The 14,707-nt window shown below is 67.2% G+C and carries 13 protein-coding genes; 8 read left to right on the top strand and 5 right to left on the bottom strand.

Features of this window, described 5'->3' with window-relative positions; genetic code table 11:
• Positions 1-54: 54 nt before the first annotated feature.
• From AC2T4A_RS22665 to AC2T4A_RS22650, 4 genes are all read left to right on the top strand, one after another.
• Entirely contained in the window at positions 55-1,209 is a 1,155-nt protein-coding gene (locus AC2T4A_RS22665) for an acyl-CoA dehydrogenase family protein (protein ID WP_275611741.1), read from the top strand.
• Between the two features lie 138 nt (positions 1,210-1,347).
• On the top strand, positions 1,348-2,529 hold the full coding sequence (locus AC2T4A_RS22660) for a lipid-transfer protein (protein WP_486741847.1): 1,182 nt from the start codon (positions 1,348-1,350) through the stop codon (positions 2,527-2,529).
• Positions 2,530-2,539: 10 nt separating this feature from the next.
• Positions 2,540-2,707, top strand: coding sequence for a hypothetical protein (locus AC2T4A_RS22655; RefSeq protein WP_486741846.1), 168 nt, complete (start codon positions 2,540-2,542; stop codon positions 2,705-2,707).
• Between the two features lie 300 nt (positions 2,708-3,007).
• Complete coding sequence (locus AC2T4A_RS22650; protein ID WP_371227868.1) at positions 3,008-4,363, top strand: DUF1329 domain-containing protein; 1,356 nt, start codon at positions 3,008-3,010, stop codon at positions 4,361-4,363.
• Positions 4,364-4,468: 105 nt separating this feature from the next.
• Here the strand turns inward: AC2T4A_RS22650 and AC2T4A_RS22645 are convergent, their stop codons facing one another.
• Genes AC2T4A_RS22645 through AC2T4A_RS22630 form a run of 4 tightly spaced genes read right to left on the bottom strand, consistent with a single transcriptional unit; the run spans position 4,469 to position 10,402 of the window.
• Positions 4,469-5,239, bottom strand: coding sequence for an SDR family NAD(P)-dependent oxidoreductase (locus AC2T4A_RS22645; RefSeq protein ID WP_486741845.1), 771 nt, complete (start codon positions 5,237-5,239; stop codon positions 4,469-4,471).
• The gene (locus AC2T4A_RS22640) at positions 5,236-6,423 is read right to left on the bottom strand and encodes an acetyl-CoA C-acyltransferase (protein ID WP_486741844.1); all 1,188 of its coding nucleotides are present in this window, start codon (positions 6,421-6,423) and stop codon (positions 5,236-5,238) included. Before AC2T4A_RS22640 ends, AC2T4A_RS22645 begins: the two co-directional genes overlap by 4 nt.
• Positions 6,424-6,473: 50 nt before the next feature.
• Positions 6,474-8,585: a 3-hydroxyacyl-CoA dehydrogenase NAD-binding domain-containing protein gene (locus AC2T4A_RS22635; protein ID WP_486741843.1), complete on the bottom strand. Its 2,112-nt coding sequence runs from the start codon at positions 8,583-8,585 to the stop codon at positions 6,474-6,476.
• 29 nt (positions 8,586-8,614) lie between these two features.
• Complete coding sequence (locus AC2T4A_RS22630; protein WP_486741842.1) at positions 8,615-10,402, bottom strand: acyl-CoA dehydrogenase; 1,788 nt, start codon at positions 10,400-10,402, stop codon at positions 8,615-8,617.
• Positions 10,403-10,767: 365 nt separating this feature from the next.
• Here AC2T4A_RS22630 and AC2T4A_RS22625 point away from each other — a divergent pair, with 365 nt between their 5' ends.
• The 4 genes from AC2T4A_RS22625 to AC2T4A_RS22610 all read left to right on the top strand — a co-directional run bounded on the left by AC2T4A_RS22625 (position 10,768) and on the right by AC2T4A_RS22610 (position 14,130).
• On the top strand, positions 10,768-11,517 hold the full coding sequence (locus tag AC2T4A_RS22625) for an electron transfer flavoprotein subunit beta/FixA family protein (RefSeq protein ID WP_486741841.1): 750 nt from the start codon (positions 10,768-10,770) through the stop codon (positions 11,515-11,517).
• Entirely contained in the window at positions 11,517-12,443 is a 927-nt protein-coding gene (locus tag AC2T4A_RS22620; protein ID WP_486741840.1) for an electron transfer flavoprotein subunit alpha/FixB family protein, read from the top strand. The genes AC2T4A_RS22625 and AC2T4A_RS22620 overlap by 1 nt, the downstream gene beginning before the upstream one ends.
• A gap of 101 nt (positions 12,444-12,544) precedes the next feature.
• Positions 12,545-13,696, top strand: coding sequence for an iron-containing alcohol dehydrogenase (locus AC2T4A_RS22615; RefSeq protein WP_486741839.1), 1,152 nt, complete (start codon positions 12,545-12,547; stop codon positions 13,694-13,696).
• Positions 13,693-14,130: an acyl-CoA thioesterase gene (locus tag AC2T4A_RS22610; RefSeq protein WP_486741838.1), complete on the top strand. Its 438-nt coding sequence runs from the start codon at positions 13,693-13,695 to the stop codon at positions 14,128-14,130. The genes AC2T4A_RS22615 and AC2T4A_RS22610 overlap by 4 nt, the downstream gene beginning before the upstream one ends.
• Before the next feature lie 350 nt (positions 14,131-14,480).
• On the opposite strand, the gene AC2T4A_RS22605 is transcribed toward AC2T4A_RS22610, so the two are convergent.
• Positions 14,481-14,690, bottom strand: coding sequence for a carbon storage regulator (locus tag AC2T4A_RS22605; protein WP_416751640.1), 210 nt, complete (start codon positions 14,688-14,690; stop codon positions 14,481-14,483).
• Positions 14,691-14,707 lie beyond the last annotated feature (17 nt).

The following is a 14,707-nucleotide window of genomic DNA, read 5'->3' as shown; positions in this document are numbered from 1 at the left end:
AGAAGCCCGCCATGTCGAGCGGCGGCGGTCACGACAGTAAAAGGAGCAGGACCGATGAAAGTCAATTTGCCGAGCCAGGAACAGAAACTGGCGGTGGAGAGTTTCCGCAAGTACCTGGAGGCGGAAGTCCGCCCCGTGGTGCGGGAGTTCCGCGACCAGCACATCCCCAAGGCGCGCATGCGCGAGATCACACAGGGCATCGCCGAGTTCGGTCTGCCCGGGGTCAGCGTGGCGGAGGAACACGGCGGCCTCGGGCTGTCGCTGGTCACCGAGGCCATGCTGTTCGAGGAACTGTGCGCGGTGTCGGTGGATGTCGGCCTGTGCGTGATGATCAACAAGGGCATGGCGGTCACCCTGGCCGAACTGCCCCCGTCGCAGGCCCACCTGCGCGAGCGCTACCTGGCCGACATCATGGCCGGGCGCACCTTCGGCGGCTTCTGCATCAGCGAGCCGGACGTGGGCTCCAACGTCATCGACATCAAGGCCACCGGCAAGCGCGATGGCGACAGCTTCATCGTCAACGGCGAGAAGACCTGGATCTCCAACGGCCACTACTCGGACTTCCTGATCACCACCGTGCGTACCGGCCCCAACGAGCTGTCGCACATCCTGGTGGACCGCGAGGAGCACGGCTATCAGAGCGCCAACATCGACAAGATCGCCCTCAACGGCCAGTCCACCGCGCAGGTGTTCTTCGACCAGGTGCGGGTGCCGGCGCGCAACGTGGTGTGGGAGGAGGGCTCGGGCCTGAAGAACACCATGAAACTGTTCGAGAAGGCCCGCGCCAACGTCGGCATGCTATCGGTGGGGCTGATGCGCGCGGCGCTGGAAGCGTCGATCCGCTATTCCCAGGAGCGCCACCAGTTCGGCAAGCCGATCGCCGCGCACCAGCTGGTGGCGGCCAAGATCGCGGAGATGGCGACCCTGCTCGATGCCGCGCGGCTGATGTGTTTCCGCGCGTTCTCGATGATGGATGAAGGGGTGCGGTGCGACGTACAGTCGTCGATGTCCAAGTGGTTCGCCACCGAGATGGCGGTGAAGGTGTGCCGCGACGCGGTGCAACTGCACGGCGGCAACGGCCTGACCAAGGAGTTCGACGTCGAGCGCCTGGCCCGCGAAGCCATCGTCATCCCGATTCCGGACGGCACCACCGAGATCCAGAAACTGATGATCTCCCGTGCCCTGACCGGCATCTCGGCGTTCGTCTGAACGCCCCAGGCTGGTGCCGATCCGTCCTGTTGGGGAGGGGAGGCGCCGGCCGCCGGGCGCCTATGCTAGCCCCCGGCACGGCGCGCGGGCCGCAAGGCAAGCGGGCCACGGACCTACCAGAACTGAGGACAAGCACAGATGAGTCAGAGAGTCGTAGTCGCCGGCGTCGGCATGATCCCGTTCATGAAGCCGGGGCAGAACGAGACCTACGTGGCCATGGGCGAGCAGGCCGTGCGCCTGGCGCTGGCCGATGCCGGCGTCGGCTACGAGTCGATCCAGCAGGCCTACGCCAGCTACATCTACGGCGACTCCACCTCGGGCCAGCGGGCGCTCTACAACGTCGGCATGACCGGCATCCCGGTGATCAACGTCAACAACAACTGCGCCAGCGGCTCCACCGCGCTATACCTGGCCAACCAGGCGATCGCCGGCGGCATGGCCGAGGTGGTGCTGGCGGTGGGCTTCGAACAGATGAATCCCGGCGCGCTGGGCGACACCTTCCACGATCGTCCGTCGCCGGCCGACCTGTTCCTGCACCAGGCCGAGCGCGTACCCGAGGCCGCGGGGCTGCCTGCCGCGCTGCGCATCTTCGGCAGCGCCGGACTTGAGCACATGAAGCGCTTCGGCACGCCGCTGGAAACCTTCGCCAAGATTCGCGCCAAGGCCAGCCGCCACGCGGCGAACAACCCCAAGTCGGTGTTCCGCAAGGTGGTGACCGCCGAGGAAGTGCTGGCTGACCAGGTCCTCTGGCCCGGCGTGATGACCCGCCTGATGGCCTGCCCGCCGACTTGCGGCGCGGCGGCGGTGGTGCTGTGCAGCGAGGCCTACGCCAAGCGCCACGGCCTTGATGGCAGCGTGTGGATCGCCGGCCAGGCGCTGACCACCGACGGCCCGGAGACCTTTGGCGACGACCTGCGCAACATTGCCGGCTATTCCATGTCGCGGGCGGCTGCGCAGCAGGTCTACGAGCAGGCCGGCCTCGGCGCCGAGGACGTCAACCTGGTGGAGTTGCATGACTGCTTCGCCCATAACGAATTGCTGACCTACGAGGCCCTGGGCCTGTGCCCGGAAGGCGGCGCGCAGAAGTTCGTCGACGACGGCGACAACACCTACGGCGGCCGTTACGTGGTCAACCCGTCCGGGGGCCTGCTGTCCAAGGGCCACCCGATCGGCGCCACCGGCCTTGCGCAATGCACCGAGCTGGTCCAGCAGCTGCGCGGCCAGGCCGAACAGCGCCAGGTGGAAGGCGCGCGCGTGGCCTTGCAGCACAATATCGGCATCGGTGGCGCTTGCGTGGTCACCCTGTACCGCAACGACTGACGGGGCCGAGATGGATTTTCAGCCGGGTGCCGGGCTCGAGGCGTTCCGCCTGGAGCTCCGCGACTCCCCGCTGGCGCGCACCGACATCGACGTGAAGAAGCCGGCCGGTATCCGCTTCCTTCCGGTGCGCATGAAGAGCCCGGATGTCAGCGTCGCCAAGGCGCCGTTCCGGCTCTAGACAACGCCTGCAAGCCCCGTTCGACCCGTGCTTGACGCCGCAGCCCGCAAGGGTTGCGGCGTTTTTGCGTGAGGGTTGGGCGGACGCCCGGCGGGCCCCTCCCACCCCCATGCCTATCGGGGGGGGCGAGGGGGCAGGGGGCTTGGATAAAACATCATCCAGGAGCCGGCCATTCCGGCTTGCGCGAGTCGACCGGGCGTCACGCTCCTTCGCCCGGTCGGCAGCCGCCGGCGCCGATCCCGTAAGCAGCGCGCGCCCCAGGGCGACGCTCAACCCCCCCAAAGACGAATAGGTGGAGACATGCAAAAACCGACAAGAACCCTGCTCGCGGCCGCCCTGCTGGTCGCCCATGCAGGCGTGCTCCATGCGGCGGTATCGGCGGAGGAGGCCAAGGCACTGGGCACTACCCTGACGCCAATAGGCGCCGAGAAGGCCGGCAACCAGGACGGCAGCATCCCGGCCTACAGCGGTGGCCTGACCACGCCGCCGGCCAGCTTCGACAAGGCTTCCGGCGTGCGCCCCGATCCCTTCGCCAACGAGAAGCCGGTACTGTCGATCGACGCCAAGAACGTCGACAGCCACGCCGACAAGCTCACCGAGGGCGCCAAGGCGCTGATCAAGAAGCTGCCGGGCTACCGCATCGACGTGTACCCGACGCACCGCACCGTGGCCTATCCGCAGTTCGTCCTGGACAACAGCGTGAAGAACGCCACCCGCGCTTCCCTGGCCAGCGATGGCTACACGCCGCTGAACGCCGCCGGTGGGATTCCCTTCCCGATTCCGAAGAGCGGCGTGGAGGCGATGATCAACCACATCGCGCGCTACCAGGGGATTTCCTACGTCATTCCCAAATACCTGGCCTTCAACATCGACGCCGCCGGCAAGCGCGTGCTCTCGACTCAGGGTGTGTGGACCCTGGAAAGCCCCTTCTACGACGTTGCCCGCAATCCCGACCCGAGCATCTACAACCGCGCCCGCGCCAACTACACCGGCCCGGCGCGCCGTGTCGGCGAGGCGATCATGACCTTCGAGAGCATCGAAGGCCTGAAGGGCCGCCGCGCCTTCCAGTACCTGCCCGGCCAGCGCCGCGTGCGCCTGGCCCCGGACCTGGCCTACGACACGCCCAACCCGAGCACCTCGGGCATGTCCACCGTGGACGACGTGAACCTGTTCAACGGCCGCATGGACCGCTACGACTGGAAGCTGGTGGGCAAAAAGGAGATGTACGTTCCGTACAATACCTACCGTTTCACCTATGCCACCGACGCGGACAAGGTATTCGGCGCCAAATTCATCAACCCCGACTACGTGCGCTGGGAGCTGCACCGCGTCTGGGTGGTGGAGGCGACTCTCAAGCCCGGCGCGCGCCACATCTACGCCAAGCGTACCTTCTACCTCGACGAGGACAGCTGGGCAGTGCTCGCCGATGACCAGTACGACGGTCGCGGCCAATTGTGGCGCCCCGGCTTCGCCTACCTGACGGCGCTGTACGACGTCCATGCAATCAACACCACCACCGTCGGCCACTACGACCTGATCGCCGGTAGCTACTACATCAACCAATGGCCGAGCGTGGGTGGCCTGAAGGTCTCCGAGACCATGACCTCGGACAACCAGTGGACCCCCGACAGCCTCGCCGGCGCCGGTATCCGTTAAGACCGTTCGCGGTTGAGCAAAAGACAACCGGGGCCCTTGCGCCCCGGTTCTCGTTTCAGCGCAGAGAGAATGGAGGACCGGGCGGCAGGACGCCGCCCGAAGGGCTCAGAGGCTGCCGACCAGGTGGCCACCGTCCACCGCCAGCACGCTGCCGGTCATGAAGGCGCCGGCCTGGCTCGCCAGCAGCAGGAAGGGACCTTCCAGCTCGGCCAATTGGCCGAGGCGGCGCAGCGGCACGGCGTCGTTGATATAGGCCTGGCCCTTGGCGCTGTCGAAGTAGGCGTCGTTCATCTCGGTCTTGAAGTAGCCCGGGGCGATGGCATTGACGCGAATCTCGTAGCGCGCCAGTTCCAGGGCCAGCGAGCGGGTCAACTGGACCACCCCGGCCTTGGCCGCGCAGTAGTGGCTGTAGCCGGTACCCACGCGCAGGCCGAGGATCGAGGCGATGTTGACGATGCTCCCGGGCGCGCCGGCACGGACCAGGCGCTGGGCCGCGCACTGGGCAACGCGCCAGACGCCGTCGAGGTTGGTGGCGAGCATGGCGCGCCAGTCCTCCTCGCTGACCTCCAGTACGCGCTGGCCGTTGCCGATGCCGGCATTGTTGAGCACCACGCCGACCACGCCGAAGGCCTCCTCGGCGGCGTTGAAGGCCGCTTCCACGCTGTCGCGGCAGGTGACGTCCAGGGGCACGGCGAGGGCGCTGCCGCCCTGGGCGGCAATGTCCTCGGCCAGGTGCGCCAGGCGCTCTACCCGCCGAGCGGCGAGCACCACCCGCGCGCCGGACTGTGCGGCGACTGTGGCCAGATGCGCGCCGATACCGCTGGACGCACCGGTGACCAGCACGGTTCGGCCGGCGAGGGAGAAGCGCTCGCTCATGGGAACACCTCGAACAGGCCGGCCGCGCCCATGCCGCCGCCGACGCACATGGTCACCACCACGTACTTCACACCGCGGCGCCGGCCCTCCAGCAGGGCGTGGCCGACCATGCGCGCACCGCTCATGCCGTAGGGGTGGCCGATGGCGATGGCGCCGCCGTTGACGTTGAGCCGGTCGTTGTCGATGCCCAGCTTGTCGCGGCAGTAGAGGACCTGGCAGGCGAACGCCTCGTTGAGCTCCCACAGGCCGATATCGTCCACCGTCAAACCGTGCTGCCGGAGCAGCTTGGGTACGGCCAGCACCGGGCCTATGCCCATTTCCTCTGGCGCCAGGCCCGCCACGGCGATGCCCCGGTAGGCGCCCAGCGGTTCGAGGTTGCGTTGTTCGGCCAGGCGGCCGTCCATCAGCACGCAGGCGCTGGCACCGTCGGACAGCTGGCTGGCGTTGCCGGCGGTGATACAGCCGCCCTCGATCACCGGCTTCAGGCCCTGCAGGTCGCCGAGCACCGTCTGCGGGCGGTTGCCCTCGTCGAGCGACAGACTGACCTGCTCGTGGCGGGTGGCGCCGGTGGCCTTGTCCTGCACCTGGCGGGTGACGGTGACCGGGACGATCTCGTCGGCGAACAGGCCGGCGGCCTGTGCCGCGGCGGTGCGCTGCTGGGATTGCAGGGCATAGGCGTCCTGGGCGTCGCGGCTGATGCCGTAGCGCGCCGCCACCAGTTCCGCAGTGCGGAGCATGGGCATGTAAGCGCTGGGCGCCAGGCTCAGCACCTGTGCGTCGTGGTATTCGCCGACCCATTCCATGTGGCGGTTCTGCACCAGGCTGATGTGCTCCTGGCCGGCGCCGATGGCCACCTGCATGCCGTCGACCATGATCTGCTTGGCGGCGGTGGCCACTGCCATCAGCCCGGACGCGCACTGGCGGTCGAGGGTCTGGCCGCTGACCGACTGCGGCAGGCCGGAAGCCAGCGCGCTCATGCGCCCGAGGTTCCAGCCGGCGGTGCCGGCAGGCATGGCGGTGCCCATCACCAGGTCCTCGACCTCGGCGGCCTCGATGCCGGCGCGTTCGACGGCGGCACGAATGGCGAAGGCGGCCATGCTGGGCGAGGTGGTGATGTTGAAGGCGCCACGAAACGCCTTGGCGATGGGCGTGCGGGCGGTGGAGAGGATGACGGCTTCTTTCATGGGATTTTCCTTGGGGCAGGTGCCGCCACCCGGAGGTGCCGGCGGGAAGGTCAGAAGGTTTCGATGCGGGTGCGGCCGGCGGCCACCAGGCGCTGCAGCAGCGGCGCCGGCTGGAACCAGCGCTGGCCGTGCTCGCCGAGGCTCGCCTGGTAGGCCAGGATGCCGGCGAGCACCTTGTCCAGGCCCAGTTGCTCGGCGTAGTGCAGCGGCCCGCCGAGGTGCGCGGGGAAGCCGTAGCCGTTGATCCACACCAGGTCGATGTCGCTGGCGCGCAGGGCGATGCCCTCGTCGAGCAACTGGATGCCTTCGTTGATCAGCATGAACAGGCAGCGGTCGTGGATTTCGCCGGCGTCGATCGGGCGCCTGGGGATCTGCAGCTCGCCGGCCAGGCGTTCGGCCAGCGTCGTCACCGCCGGGTCGTCCAGGCGCTGGCGGCCTTCGTAGCGGAAGAAACCGGAGCCGGTCTTCTGTCCGTAGCGGCCCTGGGCGTAGAGTTCGTCGCCCAGGCGGCAGTAGCTGGGATCGTCGGCGAAGGCGGCGCGGTTGGCCTGGCGCACCAGGTAGTTCACGTCGATGCCGGCGAGGTCGAGCATGCTCAGCACGCCCATGTTCAGGTCGATGCCGGTCAGCACCGCGTCCACCTGGGCTGGCGTGGCGCCTTCGAGTACCAGGCGCATGGCTTCGCGGGCATAGGGTTCGAGTATGCGGTTGCCGATGAAGCCGAAGCACACCCCGGAGACCACCGGCAGCTTGCCGATCCGCCGGGCCAGCTTGAGAGTGGTGGCGAGCACCTGCGGCGCGGTCTCGCGGGCACGCACCACTTCCAGCAGGCGCATGACGTTGGCCGGACTGAAGAAGTGCAGGCCGATGACGTCCTGCGGGCGCCGGGTCACCGCGGCGATGGCGTCGACGTCGAGGCTGGAGGTGTTGGTGGCCAGGATGGCGCCCGGTTTGCACACCTCGTCGAGGGTGCGGAACACCTGCTGCTTGACCTCCAGCTTCTCGAACACCGCCTCGATCACCAGGTCGGCGTCGGCGATGTCGGCATAGTCGAGCGTGCCCCGCAGCAGGGCCATGCGCTGCTCCAGTTGTTCCTGGCTCAGCTTGCCGCGCTGGACGCTGATCTCGTAGTTGCGCCGCACGTTGCCCAGGCCACGCTGCAGGGCGTCGGCCTGCTGTTCCAGCACGGTCACCGGGATGCCGGCGTTGGCGAAGTTCATGGCGATGCCGCCCCCCATGGTGCCGGCGCCGATCACCGCGACCTGGCGGATCGACCGCAGCTCGATGGCCGGGTCGATGCCGGGCACGCGGCCGGCTTCGCGCTCGGCGAAGAACACGTGGCGCAGCGCCTGCGACTGGCGGGAGGCCTCGGCCTGGCGGAACAGGTCCTGCTCGCGGACCAGGCCTTCATCCAGCGGCAGCACGCAGGCGGCTTCCAGGGCGGCCAGCACCAGGCGTGGGGCGAGGCGGCTTTTCCAGCGCGCCTCGTGCTCGGCGCGGTAGAAGGCGAAGAAGTCCTCCGGCAGCTCTGCGCCCGGGTTGGGGTAGGGCGCGGCGGGCTGCGCCGGGGCACCCCGCGTCAGCAGGTCACGGGCATAGCCGCAGGCCTGCTCCAGCAGTTGCTCGGGACCGTCGGCCAGGCAGTCGAACAGGCCCAGCAGGTGCGCGCGCGAGGCGTCCAGCTGCTCGCCGGAGAGGATCATGTTCAACGCCGACTCGGCGCCGATCAGCCGCGGCAGGCGCTGGGTGCCGCCGGCTCCGGGCAGCAGCCCGAGGTTGATCTCCGGCAGTCCGATGCGCGCGCCGGGCTCGCCGATGCGGTAGCCGCAGGCCAGCGCCAGTTCCAGGCCGCCGCCGAGCGCGAGCTTGCCGACGGCGGCGATCAACGGCTTGTCGATGCGCGTCAGGCGCAGCAGCAGGCCGGGCAGGTCGGGGGCGGCGTGGGAGGCGGGGCTGCCGAATTCACTGATGTCGGCGCCGGCGCTGAACAGGCCGTTGGCGCCATGCAGCACGATGGCTCGCACCGCGGGGTCGGCGGCGGCGCGCTCGCAGGCTTCCAGCAGGGCCGCGCGCAGCGGCTGGCCGAGGGCGTTGACCGGCGGGCGGCTCAGACCGATCAGGGCCAGTTGGCCGTCCAGTCGGTAATGCACAAGGGGATTCATGATGTTTCCTCGTCGGGGTGGAGCGGGCGTCAGAACCAGCGGTCCTGCATGTCGTGGCTCAGGCGGTTGCCGTTGATGAGCAGGCGGGTCTGGGCCTCGATGGGCGCCAGTTCCCAGTCCATGAAGTAGCACGCCGCCTGCAGCTTGCCGCGGTAGAAATCGGCCTCGCCGCCGGCGGCTCCGGCCTGCAGGGCGCGGCTGGCGACGACCGCCATGCGCAGCCACAGCCAGCCGACCAGCACGCGGCCGAACAGGTCCAGGTAGGCGGTGGCATTGGCCAGGCCGAGGTTGGCGTCGGCGGCGACCTGTTCGCGTAACGCGGCGGTCGCCTGTTCGAGCAGCTTCAGGGCGGCGGCCAGGGCGTGGGCCAGCGGGGCGCAGGTTGCGTCGTTCCGTGCTGCGTCGATGCTCATGCGCACCAGGGCGAGGAACTGCCGGTAGCCGGCGCCGTCGCGCTGCTCCAGCTTGCGGCCCAGCAGGTCCAGGCCGTGGATGCCTTCGGTGCCTTCGTGGATCGGGTTCAGTCGGTTGTCGCGGTAGTACTGTTCCAGCGGGTACTCGCGGATGTAGCCGGAGCCGCCCAGCACCTGGATGCCGATATCCGAGGCAATCACCCCGTAGCGCGAGGGGTAGGACTTGACCATCGGGATCAGCAGGTCGAGCAGGTCGGCGGCAGCCTGGCGCTCGTCGGCGCGTTCGGCGGTGTGGGCATCCTCGAACAGGCTGCTGGCGTACAGGCACAGTGCGAGGCTGCCCTCGGCGTAGACCTTCTGTTGCAGCAGCAAGCGGCGCACGTCGACATGCTCGACGATGCGCACCTGCGGGGCCAGCGGGTCCTTGGCGCCCGGCAGGCGGCCCTGGGGGCGCTCGCGGGCGTAGTCGAGGGCGTGGATGAAACTCTGGTAGGCCAGCACCGAGGCGCCCAGGGCAACTCCGATGCGTGCCTCGTTCATCATCTGGAACATGTACGCCAGGCCCTTGTTCGGCTCGCCCACCAGGTAGCCGACGGCGCCGTCCCGTTCGCCGAAATTGAGCACGGTCGAGGTGGTGTTGCGATAGCCCATCTTGTGCAGCAGGCCGGCCAGGGCCACGTCGTTGCGCGTGCGGTTGTCGAGGAACTTGGGCACCAGGAACAGCGAGATGCCGCGGGTGCCGGCCGGCGCGCCCTCGATGCGGGCGAGGACCATGTGCACGATGTTCTCGGTCAGGTCATGGTCGCCGCCGGAGATGAACATCTTCTGCCCGAACAACCGGAAGCTGCCATCGGCGGCAGGCCGTGCGCTGGTGCGCAGGTCGCCCAGCGCCGAGCCCTGGCCCGGCTCGGTCAGCGCCATGGTGCCGCTGAAGCGGCCGTCGAGCATGGCCGGCAGGAAGCGCTGGCGCAGGCTGTTGTCGGCGAAGCTCTTGACCAGGTTGGCCGCGCCGATGGTCAGGAAGGAGTAGGCGACGGTGGCGATGTTGGCGGCATTGAAGTAGGCCATGCTGGCCCGCAGGATCACTTCGGGCAGTTGCAGGCCGCCGTCGGCGCAGTCGTGGTGGGCGGCGAGGAAACCGGCCTCGGCGAAGGCATCCCAGGCACGCCGGGTTTCCGGGATCAGCCGGACCTTCTCGCCGTCGAAGGTCGGCTCCTGCTGGTCGCCTTTCTGGTTGTGCGGTGCGAAGTATTCGGCGGCGATGCCGCGCGCCGTCTGCAGGGTCGCATCGAAGACCGCCCGATCGTGTTCGGCGTAGCGCGGGCGTTGGAGTAGCGCGGTGGTGTCGAGCAGCTCGTAGAGCAGGAAGTCCAGCTCGCGTTCGTTGAGCAGTTGATCGGTCATGGGGCCCTCGTTGGCAGGTGCATGGAGTGCGGCCACGGGGAACCCGCGGCCGGGTTGGTACCAGTGAAACAGGGGAGCGACTCTCAGCGTTCCCCCCTTTATGAGAGGGCGTGGGGATGGAGAACCTGAAAGACGCGTGGAAGGGACGCAGCTTTGTCCTTTGATTGCGCCGTTTCCTGTGATCAGGAACTCCTGCTTCGAACGGGAAGAAGAGGGTGGGCATCCCCCGGCCTCCCCAATGGAGAGGGGAGCCACCTGGCGGGTATCCCTATAGTGACCACGCTGGCTGGGGCCGCCCACCTCGGGGCTGCCCCTTTTCCCTGACCGGGCCGCAAGGCCCGGTTCTTTTTTCAGGAGTGCCCCCGATGAAAGTCCTCGTAGCGGTCAAGCGCGTGGTCGATTTCAACGTCAAGGTCCGCGTCAAGGCGGACCAGAGCGGCGTCGATCTCGCCAATGTGAAGATGGCCCTCAACCCCTTCTGTGAAATCGCCGTGGAAGAGGCCGTGCGCCTGAAGGAACAGGGCGTCGCCAGTGAAGTCGTGGTGGTCTCGGTCGGCCCGAACGCTGCCCAGGAACAACTGCGCACCGCGCTGGCGCTGGGCGCCGACCGCGCCACCCTGGTGGAAACCGAGGCGGAACTCGGCTCGCTGGCCATCGCCAAGGCGCTCAAGGCGCTGGTGGACCAGGAGCAGCCGCAGCTGGTCATCCTCGGCAAGCAGGCCATCGACAGCGACAACAACCAGACCGGCCAGATGCTCGCCGCGCTCTGTGGCTTCGCCCAAGGGACCTTCGCCTCCAAGGTCGAGGTCAGCGGCGACGAGATCAACGTCACCCGTGAAATCGACGGCGGCCTGCAGACCGTCGCCCTGAACCTGCCGGCGATCGTCACCACCGACCTGCGCCTGAACGAACCGCGCTACGCGTCGCTGCCGAACATCATGAAGGCGAAGAAGAAGCCGCTGGACATGGTGACCCCGGATGCCCTGGGCGTTTCCGCCACGTCCACCGTCAGGACCGTGAAGGTCGAGGCGCCGGCCACCCGTAGCGCCGGCATCAAGGTCAAGTCCGTTGCCGAACTGGTCGAGAAACTGAAGAACGAAGCGAAGGTGATCTGATGGCTGTCCTGGTTGTTGCTGAACATTCCAACGGCGCGCTGGGCGCCGCCACCCTGAACACCGTTGCCGCCGCACAGAGGATCGGTGGCGACATCCACGTACTGGTCGCGGGCCACGACGTCGGCGCCGTCGCCGAGGCCGCCGCCAGGATTGCCGGGGTTTCCGGCGTGCTGGTCGCCGACAATGTCGCCTATGCCCATCAGCTGCCGGAAAACATCGCACCGCTGGTGGCCTCCCTGGGGGATGTCAGTCATGTCCTGGCCGCCGCCACCGGCAACGGCAAGAACTTCCTGCCGCGCGTCGCCGCCCTGCTGGACGTCGACCAGATCTCCGAGATCATCGAAGTGGTCAGCGCCGACACCTTCAAGCGTCCGATCTACGCCGGCAACGCCATCGCTACCGTGCAGTCCTCGGCGCCGGTCAAGGTGGTCAGCGTACGTACCACGGGCTTCGACGCGGTGGGTGCCGAGGGTGGGTCGGCCAGCGTGGAGACACTCAACAGCGTGTTCGACTCGCGCACGTCGGCCTTCGTCAGCGAGGCGCTGGCCAAGTCCGACCGTCCGGAACTGACCGCTGCGAAGATCGTGGTTTCCGGCGGCCGGGGCATGGGCAACGGCGACAACTTCAAATTCCTCTACAGCCTGGCCGACAAGCTCGGCGCCGCTGTCGGTGCTTCTCGTGCTGCCGTTGATGCCGGCTTCGTGCCCAACGACATGCAGGTCGGCCAGACCGGCAAGATCGTCGCGCCGCAGCTGTACATCGCCGTGGGCATCTCCGGTGCCATCCAGCACCTGGCGGGCATGAAGGACTCCAAGGTCATCGTTGCAATCAACAAGGACGAAGAGGCGCCGATCTTCCAGGTCGCCGACTACGGTCTGGTCGCCGACCTGTTCGAAGCCGTGCCGGAGCTGGAACAGGCCGTCTAAGGCCCGCCCCATCCCTAAGTACGCCAACCGAGCGGTCCGCTTCAGCCCAGGGGGGAAGGGCGGATTGCTCTGCGATTGTCATCCAGGAAAACGGAGGCACCATGCGGACCCTCACTTTCTACACGACCCCTTCGATCTGCATCGAGCGTGGCGCCGCTGGGCGTCTGGCCGAGCGCGTCCACGCCATGAACTGCCGCTCGGTGCTGCTGGTCACCGACCCGGGCGTGCTCGCCGCCGGGCTGATGCAGCCGCTGATCGATGGATTCGCCAAGGCCGATATCCCGCTGCGTGTGTTCAGTGACGTTCAGGCCGACCCGCCGGAACACGTCATCCAGGCCGCCGTGCAGGCCGCCTTGGCTTGCTCCGCGGACTGCGTGATCGGCTTCGGCGGTGGCAGTTCCCTCGATGCGGCCAAGCTGGCGGCGCTGCTGGCGCGCAGCGGCGAGTCGCTGGCCAGTGTGTACGGCATCGAACAGACCCGCGGCCCGCGCCTGCCGCTGATCCTGGTGCCGACCACCGCCGGTACCGGTTCGGAGGTCACCGCCGTTTCCGTCGTCACCACCGCGTCGGGAGAAAAGAACGTCGTCATCTCGCCGATCCTGCTGCCGGACCTTGCGGTGCTCGATGCCAGCCTGACCCTTGGCCTGCCCACTCACGTCACCGCCGCGACCGGTATCGACGCGATGGTGCACGCCATCGAGGCCTATACCAGCCGCGAGCGCAAGAATCCGATTTCCGATTGCCTGGCACGCGAAGCCTTGCGCCTGCTGGCGGGCAACCTCGAACGCGCGTGCAGCAACGGCGCCGATGTCGAGGCGCGGGAGAACATGCTGCTGGGGGCTTGCCTGGCGGGCATGGCCTTCGCCAACTCGCCGGTCGCCGCCGTGCACGCGCTGGCTTATCCGCTGGGGGCGCGCTTCCATGTGCCCCACGGGCTGTCCAACTCGCTGGTGCTGGCTCCGGTGCTGCGCTTCAACCTGGACGCCGTGGCGCCGCTCTATGCCGAACTTGCGGACATCGTCCTTCCCGGCGTGCAGGGCGACGCCCATGACAAGGCCCGCGCGCTCGCCGAGCATTTCGCCGAACTGCCGGCGCGGCTGAGCCTGCCGACCCGCCTGCGTGAAGTCGGGATTACCGAACAGGACCTCGAAGCCCTGGCGCGGGATGCCATGAACCAGACGCGTCTGCTGGGCAACAATCCGCGCGTGGTCAGCCTGGGCGACGTGCAGGCGATCTACCGGGAGGTGCTATGAGCGAGCGCAGGCCGCGTCCACGCCGTGGTGACTTCGTGCGTTGCTACGAGATCACCACACGCTGGGGCGACCATGACTCCTACGGCCACGTGCAGAATGTCGTCTACTACTCGTTCTTCGACTCGGCCATCAGCCAGTTCCTGGTCGAGTGCGGCACGCTGGACATCGCCAGCAGCCCGGTCATCGGCCTGATAGTCGCGTCCAACTGCACCTATTTCGCCTCGATCACCTTTCCTGACCGGGTCACCGTGGGGCTGCGCATCGCTTACCTGGGCAACAGCAGCGCGCGTTACGAACTGGGCGTGTTCCGAAATGACGAGGATTTCGCTTGCGCGAGAGGAGAGGTAGTTTACGTCTATGTTGATCGGGACAACCAGCGATCAGCAAATATTCCTGAAATTATCCGACAGGAGTTGGTCGTTCTAGCCAATTGAGTTCTCGCTCATTGCCAAAAAAACGACGCGACAATGTTTGCCTTGAGGTACCGGCGACGATCCTGTCGCCGGAACTGAGGAATACGTGACCGGCTTCAGTACGACCTAACGACCAAGGCAGCCAAATGCTTCGGCAATCGCCAGATTACGTTCACCGCAAGCCTTGTCATGAAGCTTCCGTTGCGGCTTCGGGCTAATTCACCCAACACGCCAGCCGAAACGTTTCCGAGTCTTTTAGGCCCTGTAACGAGAGGCCGATGCCGACCCAAAGCGGACTTTCTTTCACACGCCTCCTGCAGGCTAGCCTCTTGGCCTGTGCAGTAGCAGCTCGCCCTTAATCGAGACGTAACCTAGGGCTGAAGCAACTCCCCTCGAAGAATCGTGATCTGCTTAGGTGCATCAATGCTTACTCGAATTTGGTTTGGGTTCGAGGTTGTATTGATTTGGATAGTGATGCCGTTGCGCAGAAGTTCTTGGAACAGGATCTCGGCATTGCTGCCTGGCTCAATGATCAATCGGATTTGCTCGCCATCGCGGCGATTTAGGCCCAGAAATCCCATAAGAAAAATCCTTCTTG

Source organism: Pseudomonas sp. PVC-3-1, from assembly GCF_057444315.1.
Note: the sequence above shows the minus strand (reverse complement) of the source record. Positions and strands in the feature narration are given on the sequence as shown.